Origin of the sequence: Cellulomonas sp. URHD0024 (genome assembly GCF_000426185.1) — a bacterium.
Classification (GTDB): Bacteria; Actinomycetota; Actinomycetes; order Actinomycetales; family Cellulomonadaceae; genus Cellulomonas.
Map to the genome: position 1 here is coordinate 170,843 of NZ_KE384506.1, position 18,083 is coordinate 188,925.

17 protein-coding genes and 1 tRNA gene are annotated in these 18,083 nt (G+C 70.8%); 10 read left to right on the plus strand and 8 right to left on the minus strand.

All coding sequences use genetic code 11. The features are described from left to right. Window positions 1-11: 11 nt before the first annotated feature. Together I847_RS0120475 and I847_RS0120480 are read right to left on the minus strand one after the other, a co-directional pair. Window positions 12-449, minus strand: coding sequence for a nitroreductase family deazaflavin-dependent oxidoreductase (locus tag I847_RS0120475; protein WP_028051194.1), 438 nt, complete (start codon window positions 447-449; stop codon window positions 12-14). A gap of 56 nt (window positions 450-505) precedes the next feature. Continuing rightward, window positions 506-1,912, minus strand: a complete 1,407-nt coding sequence (locus I847_RS0120480) for an MFS transporter (RefSeq protein WP_081681195.1) — start codon at window positions 1,910-1,912, stop codon at window positions 506-508. 462 nt (window positions 1,913-2,374) lie between these two features. Between I847_RS0120480 and I847_RS0120490 the strand changes: the two genes are divergently transcribed. Further along, window positions 2,375-3,316, plus strand: a complete 942-nt coding sequence (locus I847_RS0120490) for an SRPBCC family protein (protein ID WP_155856249.1) — start codon at window positions 2,375-2,377, stop codon at window positions 3,314-3,316. Between the two features lie 77 nt (window positions 3,317-3,393). Here I847_RS0120490 and I847_RS0120495 read toward each other — a convergent pair whose 3' ends face one another. The 3 genes from I847_RS0120495 to I847_RS0120505 form a co-directional block, all read right to left on the minus strand. Continuing rightward, entirely contained in the window at window positions 3,394-4,413 is a 1,020-nt protein-coding gene (locus I847_RS0120495; RefSeq protein ID WP_051275130.1) for an LLM class flavin-dependent oxidoreductase, read from the minus strand. An 89-nt stretch (window positions 4,414-4,502) separates the two neighbouring features. Further along, complete coding sequence (locus tag I847_RS0120500) at window positions 4,503-5,792, minus strand: glycosyltransferase (RefSeq protein WP_028051199.1); 1,290 nt, start codon at window positions 5,790-5,792, stop codon at window positions 4,503-4,505. 10 nt (window positions 5,793-5,802) lie between these two features. Then, window positions 5,803-8,022: a glycoside hydrolase domain-containing protein gene (locus I847_RS0120505; RefSeq protein WP_028051200.1), complete on the minus strand. Its 2,220-nt coding sequence runs from the start codon at window positions 8,020-8,022 to the stop codon at window positions 5,803-5,805. Window positions 8,023-8,250: 228 nt separating this feature from the next. On the opposite strand from I847_RS0120505, the gene I847_RS0120510 reads away from it, so the two are divergent. Continuing rightward, the gene (locus tag I847_RS0120510) at window positions 8,251-9,288 is read left to right on the plus strand and encodes a hypothetical protein (protein WP_028051201.1); all 1,038 of its coding nucleotides are present in this window, start codon (window positions 8,251-8,253) and stop codon (window positions 9,286-9,288) included. Between the two features lie 47 nt (window positions 9,289-9,335). Here I847_RS0120510 and I847_RS0120515 read toward each other — a convergent pair whose 3' ends face one another. Next, complete coding sequence (locus tag I847_RS0120515; protein WP_028051202.1) at window positions 9,336-10,232, minus strand: HNH endonuclease; 897 nt, start codon at window positions 10,230-10,232, stop codon at window positions 9,336-9,338. A 78-nt stretch (window positions 10,233-10,310) separates the two neighbouring features. Between I847_RS0120515 and tsaA the strand changes: the two genes are divergently transcribed. The 3 genes from tsaA to I847_RS0120530 all read left to right on the plus strand — a co-directional run bounded on the left by tsaA (window position 10,311) and on the right by I847_RS0120530 (window position 12,802). Next, window positions 10,311-10,718: a tRNA (N6-threonylcarbamoyladenosine(37)-N6)-methyltransferase TrmO gene (tsaA, locus tag I847_RS0120520; protein ID WP_196804637.1), complete on the plus strand. Its 408-nt coding sequence runs from the start codon at window positions 10,311-10,313 to the stop codon at window positions 10,716-10,718. 201 nt (window positions 10,719-10,919) lie between these two features. Beyond that, the gene (locus I847_RS25120) at window positions 10,920-12,395 is read left to right on the plus strand and encodes an MFS transporter (RefSeq protein ID WP_034611399.1); all 1,476 of its coding nucleotides are present in this window, start codon (window positions 10,920-10,922) and stop codon (window positions 12,393-12,395) included. 29 nt (window positions 12,396-12,424) lie between these two features. Further along, on the plus strand, window positions 12,425-12,802 hold the full coding sequence (locus I847_RS0120530) for a nuclear transport factor 2 family protein (protein ID WP_034611402.1): 378 nt from the start codon (window positions 12,425-12,427) through the stop codon (window positions 12,800-12,802). Window positions 12,803-12,909: 107 nt separating this feature from the next. Here I847_RS0120530 and I847_RS25125 read toward each other — a convergent pair whose 3' ends face one another. After that, complete coding sequence (locus I847_RS25125; protein ID WP_196804638.1) at window positions 12,910-13,608, minus strand: hypothetical protein; 699 nt, start codon at window positions 13,606-13,608, stop codon at window positions 12,910-12,912. A 393-nt stretch (window positions 13,609-14,001) separates the two neighbouring features. Here I847_RS25125 and I847_RS0120540 point away from each other — a divergent pair, with 393 nt between their 5' ends. After that, window positions 14,002-14,943 carry a hypothetical protein gene (locus I847_RS0120540; RefSeq protein ID WP_028051205.1) on the plus strand — a complete coding sequence of 314 codons (942 nt, stop codon included), beginning with the start codon at window positions 14,002-14,004 and terminating at the stop codon, window positions 14,941-14,943. Window positions 14,944-14,991: 48 nt separating this feature from the next. On the opposite strand, the gene I847_RS0120545 is transcribed toward I847_RS0120540, so the two are convergent. After that, on the minus strand, window positions 14,992-15,921 hold the full coding sequence (locus tag I847_RS0120545) for an NAD-dependent epimerase/dehydratase family protein (protein ID WP_028051206.1): 930 nt from the start codon (window positions 15,919-15,921) through the stop codon (window positions 14,992-14,994). 154 nt (window positions 15,922-16,075) lie between these two features. On the opposite strand from I847_RS0120545, the gene I847_RS0120550 reads away from it, so the two are divergent. From I847_RS0120550 to I847_RS26400, 4 genes are all read left to right on the plus strand, one after another. After that, on the plus strand, window positions 16,076-16,792 hold the full coding sequence (locus I847_RS0120550) for a TetR/AcrR family transcriptional regulator (protein WP_028051207.1): 717 nt from the start codon (window positions 16,076-16,078) through the stop codon (window positions 16,790-16,792). A 301-nt stretch (window positions 16,793-17,093) separates the two neighbouring features. Further along, window positions 17,094-17,170: transfer RNA gene (locus tag I847_RS0120555), tRNA-Arg, on the plus strand. Between the two features lie 17 nt (window positions 17,171-17,187). Continuing rightward, window positions 17,188-17,637 (plus strand): HNH endonuclease, encoded by a 450-nt coding sequence (locus tag I847_RS0120560; RefSeq protein ID WP_028051208.1) that lies wholly within the window; start codon window positions 17,188-17,190, stop codon window positions 17,635-17,637. A gap of 109 nt (window positions 17,638-17,746) precedes the next feature. Continuing rightward, window positions 17,747-18,083, plus strand: a 337-nt coding sequence (locus I847_RS26400) for a DUF2510 domain-containing protein (protein WP_155856261.1), incomplete at its 3' end; no start/stop codon positions are given.

Genomic DNA, 18,083 nt, shown 5'->3' on the forward strand with positions numbered 1-18,083 from the left:
CCGGACGGGACTCAGTCCATCGGCGTCAGGACGAAGACCGGGATGAGCCGGGTGGTCTTCGTCTGGTAGGTGGCGTATGCCGGCCAGGCCTCGACGGCGCGCGCCCACCACTCGTCGCGTTCCGCTCCGGACGCCTCGTGCGCGAGGTAGTCCTTCCGCACGGCGCCGTCCTGAAGCTCGACGTGCGGGTGCTCGACGACGTTCCGGTACCAGGCGGGGTGCGAGGGTGCGCCGCCCTTCGAGGCGACGATGGCGTACCGACCCTCGTGCTCGACCCTCATGAGCGCGGTCTTGCGGAGCCCGCCGCTGCTGGCGCCGACGGAGGTCAGGACGATGACGGGCTTGCCCTGCAGCAGGTTCCCCTCACGGCCGCCGGTGGCCTCGAAGAGCTCGGCCTGCTTGCGCGCCCAGGCGGACGTGCTCGGGACGTATTCACCGGTGAGAGGCATGCCCACTCGAACGAACGGGATCGTCGACGGATTCCCGGGGTCGACGAAGGATCGGGCTACGCCGTTCCGTCCTGCTCGACGCCGGCGTCGACCTGCGCATCCGGTACCGCACTCGTCGGGACGTGCTCCGTCGTGGTGCGGGGCATCGCCGCGGCCGCGACGACCATGGCGACTGCGACGCCGAGCACCACGACGAACGCCACGGTGACGGCGGAGCCGAAGAGCTCCGGGTCCTGCACGGCGTCGAGCCCGTTCATCCGGGCGTTGACGACGGCACCGAGGACCGCGACCCCGACCGCGCTGCCCATGGACCGCGAGAACAGGTTGGCGCCGGTGACGACGGCACGGTCTCCCCACCCGACGCTGGACTGCGCGGCGATCATCGTGGGTGTCGACGTCAGACCCAGGCCGGCGCCGACGACGAAACAGGCGGCCGCGACGCCGAGCACCGTCGGGTGAAGGGACACCCACAGGAGCGCGGCCACCCCGAGCACGGCGGTCGACGACCCGACCAGGGCGGTCGTCCGGAAGCCGAACCGCAGGTAGAGCCGGCCGGACTGCGAAGCGGTGATGGGCCAGCCGATCGTCAGGGCGGCGAGCGCGAGACCGGACGTCAGGGGCGACACGTGCAGCAGGGCCTCGAGGAACGAGGGGACGTACGAGGTGAGCCCGATGAGGATCACGCCGACCGCGACGGCGATGAGTGAAGCCGCGAGCAGCAGTCGTCGGGTGAACACCCACAGCGGCAGGACGGGTTCGGGGGCCGTCTGCTCGACACGGACGAAGGCGAGGAAGAGGAGCGTCCCGACGACGAAGGCGCCGATGCTCTGCGGCGAGTCCCACGCCCACGCGTTCCCGCCCTCGAGCAACCCGAGGATCAGCAGGCTCATGGACACCGACAGGAGTGCGCCACCGGCCCAGTCGATGCGGTGCCGGGTCCGTTCGACGGTCTCGTGGAAGAACCGGATCAGGAGCCAGGCTGCCGCGATGCAGAGTGGGACGTTGACGAAGAAGATCCACTGCCAGCCGACGAACTCGGAGAACAGACCGCCGAGCGTCGGGCCGACGACGGACGAGATCGCCCAGACGCTGGCGATGTACCCCTGCGCCTTGGCCCGCTCGGCGACCGTGTAGATGTCCCCGGCGATCGTGATGGCCATCGGCTGCACGGACCCGGCGCCCAGGCCTTGAACGGCACGGAACGCGATGAGTGCGGGCATCGACCACGCGAACCCGCACAGGACCGAGCCGGCGAGGAACAGCGCGATGCCGAGCAGGACCACGGGTTTGCGCCCGACCGTGTCGGCGAGCTTCGAGTAGATGGGAACGCTGACCGCCTGCGTCAGCAGGTAGATGGAGAACAGCCACGGGAAGCTGCTGAACCCGCCGAGCTCAGCCACGATCGTCGGGACGGCCGTCGCCAGGATGGTCGCGTCGATCGCGACGAGGCCGGTGGTGACCATGATCGCGATGAGGATGGGGCCGCGCTCGGAGCGGAATCCGACGCCCGTGGCGGTGGAAGTGCTGGTCAGGGTGCTCTCCTTCGTCGTCGATCACAACGCGCCGGGGGGCGACGCATTCCGACCGACCGACTGGTGGACCGAAGCCCAGTCTGAACCGCGTGGCGACGGAGCACCCGACGACCGGGTCGCTGGCCACCGGCGAGGCGAGCGGTCGACAGCCGGGACCGGCACCCCGCGGCGTTGACCGCGCGACCGTAGCCGCCGGCCGTCGACGCCGCACGTGGTCAAGCGCCACTCGACGGATGCCGATGGTCCGAGAGCAAGCCGACGACGACAAGGGAGGTACCGGTGGCGCAGGGCTGGTCACGACTCCTCGGACACCTGAGCACTCACCGTGACGCCCGCCTCGACCGGGAACGGATCGAGGCCCTCCGCGAGCGGACTCGCGCGAACGTGCGCCTCATGGACCAGAGCGTGACGGTCGAGAGCTCGATCGACGTGCCGCGTCCGGCGGACCAGGTCGGGGCGATCCTGTTCGACACGAGCGGCCCTGGTCCGTGGGCTGATCCCGACGAGGTCGAGTTCACGCTGCCGGGACCTCGGTGCGGCGAGATCGGGCACCGGTTCGGCCACGTGCGGTCGTCGAGCCTCAGCGCTTGCCTGGTCGACGAGATCGTCGGCCTCGTGCCCGGCCGGACACGGCTCGTCCGCTCTCTGTCGACGCGGGACTGCTGGTCCTCGATCCGGGTCGTCCCGCTGACCGATGAGGTCTGCCGCGTCGAGCTGACCGACCACGCGCGAGCGTCGGCCTCGGGCGTGGAGGAGTACCGCGCGTGTGTGAACAACGTTCACCTCGTCAGGCTCGCCCAGGTCTACGTCGCGGCGACGGGATCGACGCCACCCGCGGCATTCGCCGGCGCACTGGCCTCCCACGCCGCTCGGGTGCGGGAGTCTCCGCCGGTCATGGTTCCGGTGAGAGCGTCGGCCGTGATCCAGGTCCCTGCGTCACCCGCGGTGACCTGGAGCATCGTGCGCGACCCCAATCTCGGTGGACTCCCGTCGGTTCACGACGAGTACCGGTACGAGATCATGCGTGGCGACGACCATCCGGGCGCGCGCGAGACGTGGGTGGGAGAGCGGACGAGCTCGATCGACACACTGCTGGCCGACGTCGCCTACGTCGTCGACGAGGTCCCCGGAGAGCTGCTCGTGGTCCAGGGAGCCGGCTCACCGAGCAGGGCGTGCCACACGCTTCGCATCTCGCCCGGACCGAGCGGCAGCATCCTGACGGTCGAGGTCACGGTCGGTGCTCGCTCGGATTCGGAGGTCGTCCGGGGACGTTGGCAGCGAGCGGTCGATCGCTACGCGCGCCGGACTCGGCTCCTCGCGGCGGACAGGGCGTGACCCACGCGAATGCGCCGCACCCGGGCGCGTATCGAGACAGGGGAGCGGCGTGCAACGTCGCCTGCGGGCTCGGCCGCTCAGGCGGGTGACCAGCCGAGCGCAGGCGCGACCGTCGTCGCGACGTTCTCCAGGATGCGTCGGCTCATCACGTGCGTGGCGTTCGCAGGCAGGACGATGTCGAGGCCGGTCGCCTGCTGGAGGGCGACGTCGGACGAGAGGCTCGCGATCACCTGCTTCGGGCTGCCGTGGTGGGTCGGGCTGAAGACGCCGAAGCCGCCCGGCGGGCGTCCGGTGGCGTCGAACCGGCTCGCGTACCAGGCGATGTACTCGGCGAACAGCTCGTCGTCCTGCGGCGTGACGCTCGGCAGGACGATGCGGCCGGCGACCGCGCGCGGGGTGCGCCCGGGCACGTCGAACGCCGCACGATAGGCGAGGATCTGGTCGCGCTGCGTCTCCTCGAACGACCGACCGTCGTCCTCGCTGTTCAGGGTCGAGACGAGCAGGTCCATGCCCTGCTCGCCCGTCCGGGTCGCCGTCGCCGTGGAACCTGGCCCGTACCAGACGCGGTCGGCCAGACCCGGGCTGTGCGGGCGCACGATCAGCTCGGTCCCGGGCGGTGCGATCGGGAAGCCGTCGGCCGGGGCGACGGCCACGGGATCGCCCGCGATCGCAGCGCGCAGACGCTCGATGCGGTGCTGGGACTCGTCGTCGAACGAGCGTTCTGCAGGACCGTAGACCCGGTCCAGGATGGCGGCCGACGGCTTGATCCCGCCCGCCACCCCGAGCTCCAACCGGCCGCCGGAGAGCAGGTCGACGGTCCCGGCGTCCTCGGCGATCGTGATCGGGTCCGCGTACCGCATGGGCAGCACGGCCGTCCCGAACCGGATGCGGTCGGTGGCCTGGGCGATCGCGGCGAACAGCGGGAACGGCGAGGAGAGGAACTGCTCCAGGTGCCGGACGCGGACCCACCCGGTGTCGTAGCCGAGCTCCTCCGCGTACCGGAACAGGTCGATCGCGTCCCGCAGGGACTGCGCGGCGTCGGCCGGGTCGTCGTAGGGGACGAAGGTCAGGAAGCTCAGCTCGAGTCGGGGGCTCACGGGCGCAGGGTACGACGACAGCAGCCCGGACCTGCGGCTCAGCGCCGGTTGTCTCGCGATGGAGAGGTCCGGGGTGTGAACTGAACGGGTCAGCCGACGGGCGTGGGGACCCAGGGGACCTGGACGCGCGAGACACGGGCGAGGATGCCGTCGAGGACGGCGACGCGGTCGAACTGCAGGGCGTGCGCGCGGGCGCGCTGCTCCCACGCCGCGCGTTCGTCGGCGGACATCGACAGGACCCGGTCGAGGGCCTCGGCGATCGCCGACGGGGAGTCGACGGGCACGATCAGCGCACTGTCACCGACCGCCTCGCCGATGCCACCCGTGTCGGTCGTGATGACCGGTCCACCGCCGGCCAGCATCTTCTCGACGAGCGCGATCCCGAACGTCTCGACGAACTCCGGGCGGGGCTTGCTGGGCAGCACGTAGGCGGCCGCACCGGCCATGAGGTGGGCCTTCTCGGCGTCGTCGACGTCGTCGAGGAACACGATCCGGGACGCGGCCGACGACTCCTCGGCGAGCGCGCGCAGGCGTGCTGCGTCCGGCCCGCTGCCGGCGATGACGAGCTGCAGGGACGAGGCCGCGGCGCTCGTCGCGAAGCCCTCGATGAGGTCGTCGACACCCTTGGCGTGCGCCAGGCGGGACAGGAACAGGACGTAGCCGTCGGGGCTGAGGCCACGCGACGACAGCACGTCCGACGGCGGCAGGTTCAGGTAGGAGCCGACGTCGACGGCGGGGTAGGAGACGGTGACGCGCTCGCGGCACTGCGCGGCGAAGGTGGTGCCGTGCAGGGCGTCGACGGCGGCTGCCTCACTGATGATCAGCTCGCGGGTGAAGGCGGACACGGCCAGGCAGATGTCGTGCTCGAGGTAGCTGGACAGGACGTGGGCGGCGGCGCCGAACTGGTCGTTCTCGACGCACGCGCGCACCACGTTGGTGACGTCGGAGCCGACGGCCTCGGCCACCGTCACCACGTTGACCGGCAGGCCGGTGCTGCGCGCGACGCGCACGGCGTCGGCGATCGCGAGCGAGTGCGGCGACAGGTATAACGACATGGCGATCGTGGGGACGCCGTCGGTGAACAGCTCGACGAGGCGGCCCGTGATGCCCGCGAGCCAGCGCCCGTCGGGGACCTTGTAGTCGCCGACGGGCTCCGGGCGCTCGACCGTGATGCCGGGGCTGTAGGGCAGCACCCCGTCGAGCGGCTTGAGCGGGAGCCCGGTGGCCTGGAGGCGCTCGATGGGCCAGGTGACGATACGGACGTCGTCGAAACCCCTGTCCAGGGCGGCCTCGGCGAGGTTGCGCGCCTCGCCCGAGTGACCGCAGATGACCGGGTCGGCGCGCACGACGATGACGAGCCGGCGTCGCGGTGTGCTCATCGGGGTCTCCTCAGCGTCGCAGGGCGATGGGAACGTTGCTGCTGACGGATGGTGGCCGGACGGTGGACCCCCAGTCCGACGGCGTCGGACCGAGCGTGATCAGGAGGCGCCCCCCGCGGTGCAGCTCGGCGCCCGTGAGCCAGGTGCGCTCGAGCGACTGACCGTCCAGGTGCACGGACTGTACGTACTGGGTCGGACCGTCAGGTGTCGGTTCGGTGAACCCTTGGGTCTCGATGCTGAGGCTGCGGTCGCCGACCGTGATGCTCGCCTCGCGCCAGGCGGGCGCGCTGACCAGGAAGAGGTTCTGGCCGGCGACGGGGAAGAGCCCGAGCGACGCCCACACGTACCAGGACGAGAGACCACCGGAGTCGTCGTTGCCCGGCATCCCGCCGCGACCGACCGAGAACTGGTTCTGCACGATCGCCTGGACCACCTCGGCGGTGCGGTCGGGTCGGCCGGCGTAGTGGTACGACCAGGGCGCCTCCATGTCCGGCTCGTTGTTGAGCCCCTCGAACCGGTTGAGCGCGTAGCCGACCGCCATCTCCTCGGCCCCCGGGAACAGGCCGGGTTGGACCACGGCGGGCGCGCCGTACCCGAAGAACTGGTCGAGCTGTTCGACGAAGGCGTCGTCGCCGCCCGAGAGCTTGATGCGTGCCGCCATGTCGTGCAGGAGCCGGAAGGAGTAGTTCCAGCGACCGCCCTCGTAGTAGGTCGAGTCCTGCAGGAGCCCGGTGGACAGGTCGAAGGCGTTCACCCACTGCGCGGCGAGCGCGGAGAACTGCTCGACGAGGTCCTGGTCGCCCACGTGCGCCGCGACCTGCGACGTGCACCAGTACCCGAAGGCGAGGTCCAGCGTGTGGCTGATCGGGTGCGCGACGCCGTTGAGCAGGAACTCCTCGCCGTAGGTCCGACGAAGGTCGTTGTGCATGTGCACGAGCGCCCAGTCCCAGTCCATGCCCGGCAGACCGAGCTGGCACAGGTCGGACAGGAACGTGTGCGCGAGGGCCGACGCCTGCCTGCTGAACCTGTCGGCACCGCGCGCCATCCGGTACCCGATCGGGAAGTTGCCCTCCTCCTCGGCGATCGACAGCAGGGCCTGCGCGAGCTCGACCGCCTTGTCCGGCAGGATCGTCGTCAGCAGGGGCAGCTGCGTCCGGTAGATGTCCCACATGGTCGCGATGTCGAACGCGAACGGTCCGTCGGTCGGCCAGTAGGGGCTCTCGGCCGGTGCCAGGCAGGGCTTGATCAGCGCGTGGTACAGCGCGGTGGAGAACACCGTCTGCTTGTCGGTCGACGGGGTGTCGATGCGGATCTTGCCCAACGTCTCACGCCAGACCTCGGCGGTCTCGGCCCGCCTCGTCGCAAAGCTGCTGGCCGGACCCGGGCCGCAGTCCCTCTCCAGGTTCGCGCGGGCCTGTTCCACACCGCGCAGCGAGAAGCCGAACCGCAGCTCGACCACCTGACCGGGCTCCGACGGCCCGGCCCACATGAGCCCGAAGGGGCGCAGGGTGGTCGGGCGGATGTGGTCGAAGTCCAGGCGGGTACCGCCGGGCATGAGCCGACGGTCGTACCAGAGCATCTGGCGCCAGCGCGGGTCGTCGCACTCGACATGCACCGCGAGCGGTGCACCCTCGACGCTGATCTCGCCCTGCGCGACCCCGGGCGCGATCGAGTGCAGGTGTGCCCGCAGCGGCACCGTTCGGCCGTACGGGATGCTCAGGCCGCCGAGCGAGAAGTCGATGACCAGCCGCGCGTCCCGGTGCGCAGGGAACGTGTAGCGGTGGACCGCCGACTTCGGCCCGACCGTGATCTCCGCCCGGATGCCGCTGTCGAGGGTCGCCGCGTAGTAGCCGGGCTCGGCGTCCTCGTCGACGATGTCCCAGAGCTGGCCGAGGTCGTCGAGGGGCGCCAGCATCGGCGTGACCCGGAAGTAGTTGTAGTACTTGCGGATCGCACCCGTGCCGGACTGCTGGAAGTGCGTGAAGCCGCTGGCCCTGGTGGTGTCGTGGATCGGGTTCGGCAGCCCCTCGGTGCCCAGGTCGTACCGGCCGTAGCCCGTCGGGTAGCCGCCCGAGTACGCGCACGCGCTGACCATCCCGAGCGGGAACGTGGCCCCGGGGTGGGTGTTGCCGACCTGCGGCTTGGGCCACCACCACGTCGTCGCCAGCCCGTGCTGCGGGGGCAGGCTCGTGGCCTCCGTGCCGATGAACGGGTCGACTCGCTCGAACATCCCGGCCGCTCCTGTCGCTCGTCCGGTCGCCGCACGGCGGCCGGTGCGATGGTGCTTCGTCCTCGGACGGTACGTCTGGTGGGTTACGGGCGGGTTTCGCGACGACACGAGCGGCACGACGGCGAGCGCCCCGCCGTCAAGTTCGACGTCGCCCGACCCGACTAGTTGTGCATGGGGGTAGGGCGCCGGTGGGCGCGCAGGCGCACGGCTCTCGTCGACGGATCCGTCTTGCGTCGACGGTTCGAGGCCCGGCAGGCCGAGATCCGCGCACACGCGACCGAGGTCCGAGAACGGGCGCGAGCCGAGTTGCCGGAGAAGCTCCGCACCGACACCCACCGCACCCTCACGAACGTGACGACCGTGGTCCGGCGCGGGTTCGACCGACCCGCGGCCGAGGTGTGGGCGCTGCTTCCCGACGCTCTCCTGGGCGCCGACGAGATGCCGACCTTCGTCGTCCCCGGGACCGCCGTCGACGACATCGGCGAGGTGCGCTGCCTGGTCAGGCGACGCGGCGACGGCGCCCTCGTCGGCAGCCTGCACGAGCTCCTGGCCATCGTGCCGGGCCATACGCGCGTGACCCGCGAGGTGCGCCAGCTGCCTCTCGTCACGACCACGACCGTCGAGCCGACCTCCGACACGTCGTGCGAGGTCGCCGTCTGGCTGACGTTCCCGTCCATCCGCAAGGAGGCCGAGGAGATGCGCGCCCGGATGGCGATCGTGCCGCGGGTCCAGCTCGACGAGCTCACCGACCGCCTCGCCGGCCTCCCACCGGTCGCAACCCGACGCACGCAGCACGACGAGTCCGACCTGCGCTCAGCCGAGGTGCACGTGCGCGACACCCTCCCCGCGACCCCGGCCGACGTCTGGGCCGTGGTCCGACCCGCCGAGAACGCGCGCCTCGACCAGGCCGACCCCGACGCCGTGACCTTCACCGTTCCCGGCACCCCGGCCGGTGAGGTCGGCGAGAAGATCTGCCTGGTCGCCCGGTGGCGCCCCCCGATCCGGGAGGCCGCGATCCTCGAGGTGATCGCGCAGGAGAGCGGGACCTCGTTCGCGGTGCGCAGCCTGTCCGCGCCGCACCTGCTCGCTCAGGCGGTCGTCCTGAAGGCCGTGCCGGGCGGTACCGAGATGACGGTGACCGTTCACCTGCACGAGCACGAGCCGGTGATCGAGCGCGAGGCCGCAACGCGTCGGGCCGCTGCGCTCGCGTACCTGGATCGCGTGCGGGAGGCAGTAGCCCTGAGCAGGGGGACGGCCGGAGCGTGACTCGGCCGCGCGGCACGGCAAGCAGGTACGAGCAGCAGCCCGGGCACTCACGCAGGCGTCGCGGCGAACCGTTCCCAGCGCCACGCCAACAGGGCTCGGTCCGGGTGGTCCTTCGTGAGCCGGGGGAGCGTCAATGACCGCCCATGCATCTCCTGCAGTCCATGGCGCAGCATCGGGCCGTCGACCTCTTCGAGGAGTCCACCGTCGATCGCGACTCGATAGTCAGGCGAGATGCCGAGCATGTTCTGGTCGTACGCGGCGTGATGGATCTTGCAGAGTGCGAGGCCGTTGGGCGTAGTCGGTACGCCCCCGAGCTCGGTGTCCGGAACGATGTGCGCGGCGTCAAGCAACGAGCCGTGCCGCAGGGTACACACGGCGCACGTCGTGGAGTAAGCGACCATGACCCGTGTGCGAAAAGCTGGCTGATGCAAGCGTTGCCGCGCGAGGCGCAGGGCGTATTCCCGCTGTGGGTCGGACAGGTCGCGGGTGGATCCCATGAAGCGAAAGGCCTCGTCAAGGGCAATCACGAACGAGCGCTGTTCGGGAATGTCCTCGACGACGTAAACCGGAAGCACCGGCGTGTAGTAGTTCGCGATCTCCTTCCGGAAGAGGATCAGCGGCAGGCCGGTGGTGATCGCGGCGCGCAACTTGCGGTTGTCCCCACCGGCCGGATCCCCAGAACGGTAGGCGTAGTGCAGCAAGCCGTCCGTGTGGCTCTCTGTGTCGTCGTACGGACCGTCCGCCGAGGCCACGATCGCCAGGGTGGAGGAGAACTCTGTCGGATTCCGGATGCCCCGCGAGAAGTCGATGATCGGGAGATCTCGACCATCGATCTGGAAATCGAGGAGCTCTCGTCGATGGAGGAAACCGCCGTTCGCGGCCGCTCGTTCGCGAACCCAATCAAAGATGCGATTGCGCAGCGCTTCTTCGATAGCGGTGTCCACCGCGTCAGCTCAGCAGACCATCCGGTGATTGACAAGAGCGCCTTGTTCGACGCCTCCTCGAGCGGCATGGTGGGCCGCATGAGCTTCGAGGTCACGCCCGTGGGCCGGGTCGAGTCGTCGCTCGTCGACCTGGCGGAGGCTCCGCGGCAGGGGGACGAGGGCGCGCCGGATGCCTGGGTCGTCATTGCTCCGGACTACGCGCGGGCCGTCGCCGACATCGCGGCCGGTGCGGACGCCTTCGTGCTGACCTGGCTCGACCGGGCGTCGCGCGACACGCTCGTCGTGCATCCGCGGGGAGACGTCGCCCGCACCGCGCTCGGCGTGTTCAGCACTCGGTCACCCGACCGTCCCAACCCGATCGGGCTGCACCGGGTGACGGTCCTCGAGGTGCAGGGGCTGCGGCTGCTGGTGCGGGACCTGGAGGCGGTCGACGGGACGCCCGTGCTCGACATCAAGCCGGTGCTCGGGGCGATCGAGGAGCGGTGACCGAGGGGCCACCGCCGCGTCGTCGGACACCTTCGACCGTCGTCGTGAAGCGTCCAGGCGTGACAAGGGGCGCGCGAACCGACTTCCCGTCATGATCGAGCGAGGGCTCTGCGTGCCCTGACCCCCCGACCGAGTGCGCGTCGCTGCGTCCGCGGGCGAGGGGCCGGGACGTGCGCGTCGCCGACGAGAGGACCCGGGAGCATGACTGAGACCACCGCACAGGCGTGGACGCCGCCGAAGGTCCCCCGGAGTGCGTGGAACGCGCTGACCGTGCTGATGGCCGGCATGTTCATGGCGCTGCTCGACACGACGATCGTCAACGTCGCGCTGCCGACGATCCGCGACGACCTGGACGCGTCCGAGGCGACGTTGAGCTGGATCATCTCGGGGTACGCGCTCGCGTTCGGCATCGCACTGATCCCCGCGGGGAGGGTGGGCGACCGGATCGGCCACAAGTGGGTGTTCTTCACCGGGTTGGCGCTGTTCACGGTCGCGAGCCTGCTGTGCGGGCTGTCGCAGACCAGCTTCCAGCTGATCGCCGCGCGGGTGCTCCAAGGCCTCGCGGGCGGCATGTTCGTGCCGGGAGTCACGGCGTTCATCCAGCTGCTGTTCCCGGGAGCGGTGCGCGGCAAGGCGTTCGCGATCATGGGGTCGGTGATCGGCGTGAGCACCGCGCTGGGCCCGATCCTCGGTGGCCTGATCATCGAGGCGTTCGGGGAGGCGAACGGCTGGCGGATCGTGTTCTTCGTCAACCTGCCGATCGGCGTCCTCGCGCTGATCGCGGCCGCGATCCTCCTGCCCGCGGGCAAGCTCGGCACGCAGGCGAAGCCGGGCGTCGATCTGGTCGGGCTCGTTCTGCTGACCGCGGGGCTCGTCGCGATCCTCGTGCCGCTCATCGAGGGGCAGACCAGGGACTGGCCGGCGTGGACCTTCGTCTCGCTGGGCGCCGGGGTGCTGCTGATCGTGGCGTTCGGGGCCTGGGAGGTCCGCATCAAGGGCGGGAACCCGATGGTGCCGCCGCACCTGTTCAGCCATCCCCAGTTCACGGGCGGCACGGTCCTCGCGATGGTCTACTTCGCTGCGTTCACCAGCATCTTCTTCACCATCTCGCTGCTCTGGCAGTCCGGCCTCGGGCACACCGCGCTCCAGTCCGGCGTGGTCGCCGTGCCGTTCGCGCTGGGGTCGATCGTGGGGGCGTCGCAGAGCAACCGGCTCGCGCAGCGGCTCGGCCGCCGGGTCCTGGTCCTGGGGACCTTGTTCGTCGCGGTCGCTCTCGCGTGGGTGTGGCTCGTCCTGCGGACCGTCGAGGCGCAGGACCTCACCAACTGGGACCTGTTGCTGCCCCTGCTCCTCGGCGGCGTCGGCAGCGGCATGTTCATCGCACCGAACGTGCAGTTCATCGTCGCGACGGTGGACCGCTCCGAGGCCGGCGCCGCGAGCGGCGTGATCAGCGTGATGCAGCGGGTGGGCAGCGCGATCGGCATCGCGGTGATCGGCAGCGTCCTGTTCGGCCAGCTGAAGATCACGGGCCCGGCGTCTGTCCCCCAGGCGTTCACGGACGCCGCCGCCGCGGCCATGCTCGTGAGCGCCGTGCTGGCCGTCGTCGCGTTCCTGCTCGTCTTCGCCCTGCCCAAGCAGGTCCCGTCCGGCCACGGCGGGCCGCCGCCGACGGAGTGACTGTCAGTGGTCGGGTGGATCGTCTGTGCATGACCAGACAAGCCGCCCTCGACCTGGCGACCAAGTGGACCGCGATGTGGAACGGCGACCTCGCCCTTGTCGACGAGATCCTCGCTCCCGACTTCCGGATCGAGTTCGGCGCGGTCGTCGCCGATCCCGACCCCACCCTGATCACGACGCCCGCGGACATGGCCGCGTTCGTGCGCACGTGGCGATCGAGGCGCGGGGATCTGGATTTCGCGCTGCAGGGCACACCGCTTGTCGACGAGGACGGCGGCGTGGCGTTCACGTGGTCCGTGGACCTGCCGGGAATGCAGCGGCGCAGCGGGATCGACCTCTGCCAGCTCTCCGACGGGAAGATCGCGCGCGTCTGGTCGGTGACCGGCGAGCACGCCTTCGACGTGTGAGGCGATCACGCCGCGGTTGCGCCCGTGCCGACCCGCCGGGCCAACCCGCCGGGCCGACCCGCCCGACAGACCGGGCGGCCGGTCTCGGGAAGGTCGACCGGGGTCCGTCAGGCCAGCTCGAGCTCGCGGCTCTTGGTCTCCCCGAAGAACTGCGACACCTGCTGGAGCGTCGAGAAGCCGTCACCGGCAAGGTCGACGAGCAGGTCGTTGCTCCACATCATCAGACGCCCGATCGTCCACTGGACGCGCGCGGCCTCGGGCAGCTCCAGCCCGTAGACCAGCTGGGCGATCTCGCGCTTGCCGCCGGAGGGGGTGCTGTAGGTGAGGATCGGCAGGTAGCGCTCAGGCTCGACCACGCACAGGACGCGCGTGAGCAGCGCCTCCTTGAACCCGGTCATGCCCAGGCCACCCTGCTCGTGCACGAGCCGCGTGAAACGGTCGGCCATCGGCACGCTCGGGGGCCCGTAGAGCAGGTAGCGGATGGTGTTGCGCGTCCGTGCGGTGGCCTCGTAGTCGCCCATCGACTTCCATGCCCGGTTGAACACCGACATGTTGCCGGGGGCCGCGCCGACGGTGCTGTTGGCGAACTCGCGCAGGTCGTCGGGGTCGGCGTCGACGATGTGCTCGGCGCTGAACACCTGCTGGTACTTGGCCCAGTAGGCCAGAACCTCGGGGTCGGGCGTCTGGTGGTCCACGAGGAACTCGGCCTTGAGCTCCTCGACACGGGCCATCCGATCGGGCTCGACCCACGACCGGTCGGGGAACCGGTCCCGCAGACCCGAGTAGGACGCGGGGGTGTCCGTCACGCGCTTCGCCTCGCCGCGTGTCCAGGTGTGGTGGCACGACGAACAACGAATGGTTCGGCGATCGTCCGGCAGTCGCTCGACGAGCTCTAGCTCGTCCGACGTGCAGACCGGGCATTCCAGCATGAGTGCTCCTTCGCCTCTGTGGGGCTCAGTGTGCACGTCGTGGCGCGACGACGGGCTGGGTCCTCGGTGGGTGGTCATACCCAGTGTCCTGCTGTCGTGATCATTTCGATACGGACGAAGGTCCTGATCCGGGACCTAGGTCCGACGAGACGGTCGAACTGGCGACCTAGCGTCGAACGTACGGACGCGCCCACATCCCCGGTCGCCCCGTGACCAGCCGCCCCGGGGCACCCCCCGAGGGTCGACCGTCGCATCCACCAGGACGAGACCATGACCCAGCATCTGCCCCACCAGCGCACCACCGCGCGCCGCCGGGTCGTGATCGGACTGGACATCGGCGCCGTGACGGCGCAGGTGCGGGTCGTCGATCAGGCGTCCGGCTCGATCGTCCTCGACCACATGTCCGCCTCCGCGAGCTGGTCGGCGACGCCCCTGAGCTACGCGACGGCGTGGATCGTCGACACGGTGCGGCGTGCGCTCGACGACTGCGCCGACGTGGAGCTGGTGGCGGTCGGCGTGGGCGCGACGGGGTGCGAGGTCCGGGCGTTGTCCGATGCGCTCGGCACGACCGTGTGCGCGGCGTTGCGGGTGCCGACGGTCGTCGTCAACGATGCCGAGCTCCTGATCCCGGCAGCTGGTCTGGAGCGCGGGGTGGGGGTGCTCGTCGGCTGCTCGGCGATCGCGGTGGCGACCGGGCCGGGCGCCCTCACGGGCGCGTCTAGCTGGGCGTTCTCCGACGTGGGCAGCGCCTCCTCCCTGGTCCGCGAGGCCGTGGCCAACGTCCTCGCCCGTGCGGCACGCGACGAGACCCCGGACCCCTTGCGTATCCGGCTGATGGACTCGATGCAGCTGCGCTCGGTCGACGAGCTCGCGCAGGTGCTGCACTGGAACGCTCGAGCGCTGCCCTGGGGGAGCCACGCGCCGGCGGTGTTCGAGGCTGCCGACGAGGGGTCGCGCGACGCGCACGCGCTCGTGACCGCCAACGCGCAGGCCGTCGCCACGCTCGTCGTCCAGCTGGCCCAGCGCGGGGTGGACGTCCTGCACGCCGTGGTCGGTGGCGACGTCGCACCAGAGGTGCCGCGCCTGTTCGCCGGGATCCGCCGCTCGATCCTGGACGAGCTACCCGACGCCGACGTGCGCATGCTCGACGCGCCTGCGGTCGAGGGTGCTGTCCGGCTCGCCCAGCGCACGGTCGTCGACGGGCGCCCCTGAACGGTGCGGGGGCGAGCACAATGGCGTGCTCGCCCCCGCGCCCCGTTCCTAGACGCGAGCCGGTGCGGCCAAGGTCTCGACGATCGCCTGGTCCCACGGCGTCGCGCTCATGCCGAGAGTGCGCTGCGAGGCGGTGGTGTCCATGACGAACGGCTCGGTGAAGTGGTCCGCGACGGCGGCGACCTCCCGCAGCAGCGGTGAGACCTTGCCCAGGGCGCGCACCATCCCGGCGGCCATCGGCCTGATCCGGGGCTTCGGAGCGCCCGCGGCTGCCGCGAACCGGTCACCCAGCTCGAGGAACGTCAGCGGTTCCGCCGTCGGCACGTGCCACCCGCGACCCCACGCGGCGGGTGTCGTGCCGGCGGCGACGAGCGCCCGGGCGAAGTCCGGCAGGTAGGTCCAGCTGTGCGGCTGGTCGACGGCCACGACGGTCCGGGCGACCTTGCCGGCGAGGATCGGGTTCAGGAACCGCGGTCCGGCCATGGCTTGTGAGTCGGCGCGGGGGCCGAAGTAGTCCGCCGCGCGGACCTCCGTGGTCCGCAGGTCGGTGCGGGCTGCGGCGTCGCGCCACATCTGCGCGCGGACGGCCCCCTTGGCCTCGCTGGCCTGCAGCGGGGTGTCCTCGAACATGACCGCGCGGTGCGTGCCGTACCCGTACAGGTTGCCGGCCGTCACCAGGACGGCGCCGGTACGCGCGGCAGCGTCGAGCAGCGCGGCGGCCAACGGCGGCCAGTCGGAGACCCAGCGCCAGTACGACGGGTTCGCGCAGTTGTAGACGACGTCGGCGCCCTGGAACGCCCGTGTCAGGGCGGACGTGTCGGTGGCGTCGAGCGCGATGTGGCGCACGCGAGCGGAGCCGGTGTCGGTGTCGGTTCCGCCGGAGCGGCTCACGACGAGCACGTCGTTGCCCTGTGCGACGAGCTCCTGCGCGAGCGTGGAGCCGACGGCTCCCTTTCCGACGATCACGTGCGTGGCCATGGTCTGCTCCTGAGGTCGTGGGTCCGACAGTGTTGCGAGAGCGGTGCTCTCGTCTGTGAGCAATGCTCGCATCGAGTTCAGAGAATTGCAAGAGCAGTGCTCACACTGGTGATCGGTGCTCTCGCTTTCGTCGAAAAGCAGGCACTATGGGTCCATGGCCACCAGCAACGCCCGTGAGCGTGCCCGCGCCGAGGTCATGGCGGAGCTGCTCGCCGCAGCCCGAGCCCGGCTCGTCACCGAAGGAGCCGCCGACCTGTCCCTGCGCGCCGTGGCCCGAGATCTCGGCATGGCGTCGTCGGCCGTGTACCGGTACGTCGAGTCACGCGACGCCTTGCTGACGCTGCTGATCATCGAGGCGTACGACGCCGTCGGGACCGTCGCCGAGGAGGCGGTCGCCCGCACCGCGCAGGATCCCGCGCACACGTGGCTCGAGGTGGCCCGGGCAGTCCGCGGCTGGGCGCTCGACAACCGGTACTCGTTCGAGCTGATCTACGGCACCCCGGTGCGCGGCTACCAGGCGCCCGAGGACACCGTGCTGCCCGCCGTGCGGATCTGGGGCGTGATCGTCGGACTCCTCATGCGCGCGGACGCCGAAGGCACGCTCAGACCCTCCGGCCCTGACTTCGACCCGCGCGGCCGCATCGCCCCGGAGGTGTTCGCATTCGTCGGGTTCACCGACCCCGCCGACGTCCCCGACCACATCGCGCGCGTCGCCGCACGCTCGGCAACCCTGTTCACGTCGCTCATCGGTGCGATCTCCGTCGAGCTGTTCGGGCACCTGCACCGCGTCGCCGGCGACTTCGGGAAGCTGTTCGACGTCACGATCGCCACCGCGGCGGCCGGGGTAGGGCTGCACGTCGACCTCAGCTGATCGCCCGAGCGAGGCCCGAACGAGTGACGTTCGCCCACTGTTCGCCTGCGTAGACGGGCAAAACCCTGGTGCATCGCGCGTACGTCCGTCACTCTGAACCCGACCGCGGGACGCCGCGGCCGACACCAACCTGAGCGCGGAGAGGGGACACGGCCATGAAGCACGAACTCGCGGACCTGATGCCCCGACCTCGACCTCGGAAGCCACCGTGCGATGCCTGAGCACTCGTTCAGCGGATCGATGGGCCGTCTCCGACATTCGGGGGCGGCCCATTGCCGTCTCACGCACCCTTTCCATCCACGCCTCGCTAGCTCAACAGGACAGAGCGCCGGTCTACGAAGCCGGAGGTCGCTGGTTCAAATCCAGCGCGGGGCACCACACCGAGAGGAACGGCCATGACCGGAGTCCTGGTCCTGAACGCGGGCTACGAGCCCCTGCAGCGCGTCAGCCTCGCGCACGCGGTCCGCATGCTGCACAGGCAGGTGGCCGTCGTCGAGGAAGCCGTCGACGGCCGCACCTTCGGGCCCTACCCGCTGCCGCGGGTCCTGCGCCTGGTTCGCTATGTGCAGATGCGCTGGCGCAACCGCCGCGGGATCCCGATGTGGTCCCGCAGCGGCATGCTCGAGCGCGACGGTCACGTCTGCGCCTACTGCGGAACGAGGGGCGCGACGACCGTCGACCACGTGCTGCCACGCAGCCGCGGAGGCGCCAGCTCGTGGCTCAACACCGTCGCCGCATGCCTCGACTGCAATCACCGCAAGCGGGACCGGACCCCGCAGGAGGCGGGGATGGGGCTCCGGTTCGAGCCGCACGTCCCGACGCACCGGGACCTGCTCGCACGGTGACATCGGGGTGAGCTCCGGGTGCCGGCCCGGGGACGGTGGGTGGTAATCTCGCGAACCACCCGCCGCCCCCGGGCCTCGCTGCGCTCAAGAATGCCGTGGGAGATGCCGAATGACAGTCGTGGCGGGGGAGTACGCAGACGCAGGGTGGTACGACGACGGTGTGACCGCCGGCGTCCTGCGCTGGTTCGACGGAACCGCCTGGTCTGAGCACACGCGCCCGGCTCTCGCCCGGCCGACCGCCGTCCCAGGTCCCGTCGTCACGACGGCAGCGCCGCCCACCACCTTCGCGCCCGGACACCCCGCGCCCTTCGGGCCCGAGCTGGGCCCAGGACGTCGACCCCCCCGCCCCGTTGCGCCCCGGGCCGCTCGCCAGAGGACAGCGGCTGCCACTCCCGGCTACGCCGCTCCAGCGACGCAGGGTTACGCGGCTCCGGCGACGCAGGGTT

What these genes read in the sequence shown, in the direction of transcription:
- I847_RS0120475 (WP_028051194.1), bottom strand. Translation starts at nt 449, where the DNA reads ATGCCTCTCACCGGTGAATACGTCCCGAGCACGTCCGCCTGGGCGCGC.
- I847_RS0120480 (WP_081681195.1), bottom strand. Translation starts at nt 1,912, where the DNA reads ATGGTCACCACCGGCCTCGTCGCGATCGACGCGACCATCCTGGCGACG.
- I847_RS0120490 (WP_155856249.1), top strand. Translation starts at nt 2,375, where the DNA reads ATGGACCAGAGCGTGACGGTCGAGAGCTCGATCGACGTGCCGCGTCCG.
- I847_RS0120500 (WP_028051199.1), bottom strand. Translation starts at nt 5,792, where the DNA reads ATGAGCACACCGCGACGCCGGCTCGTCATCGTCGTGCGCGCCGACCCG.
- I847_RS0120505 (WP_028051200.1), bottom strand. Translation starts at nt 8,022, where the DNA reads ATGTTCGAGCGAGTCGACCCGTTCATCGGCACGGAGGCCACGAGCCTG.
- tsaA (WP_196804637.1), top strand. Translation starts at nt 10,311, where the DNA reads ATGAGCTTCGAGGTCACGCCCGTGGGCCGGGTCGAGTCGTCGCTCGTC.
- I847_RS25120 (WP_034611399.1), top strand. Translation starts at nt 10,920, where the DNA reads ATGACTGAGACCACCGCACAGGCGTGGACGCCGCCGAAGGTCCCCCGG.
- I847_RS0120530 (WP_034611402.1), top strand. Translation starts at nt 12,425, where the DNA reads ATGACCAGACAAGCCGCCCTCGACCTGGCGACCAAGTGGACCGCGATG.
- I847_RS0120540 (WP_028051205.1), top strand. Translation starts at nt 14,002, where the DNA reads ATGACCCAGCATCTGCCCCACCAGCGCACCACCGCGCGCCGCCGGGTC.
- I847_RS0120545 (WP_028051206.1), bottom strand. Translation starts at nt 15,921, where the DNA reads ATGGCCACGCACGTGATCGTCGGAAAGGGAGCCGTCGGCTCCACGCTC.
- I847_RS0120550 (WP_028051207.1), top strand. Translation starts at nt 16,076, where the DNA reads ATGGCCACCAGCAACGCCCGTGAGCGTGCCCGCGCCGAGGTCATGGCG.
- I847_RS0120560 (WP_028051208.1), top strand. Translation starts at nt 17,188, where the DNA reads ATGACCGGAGTCCTGGTCCTGAACGCGGGCTACGAGCCCCTGCAGCGC.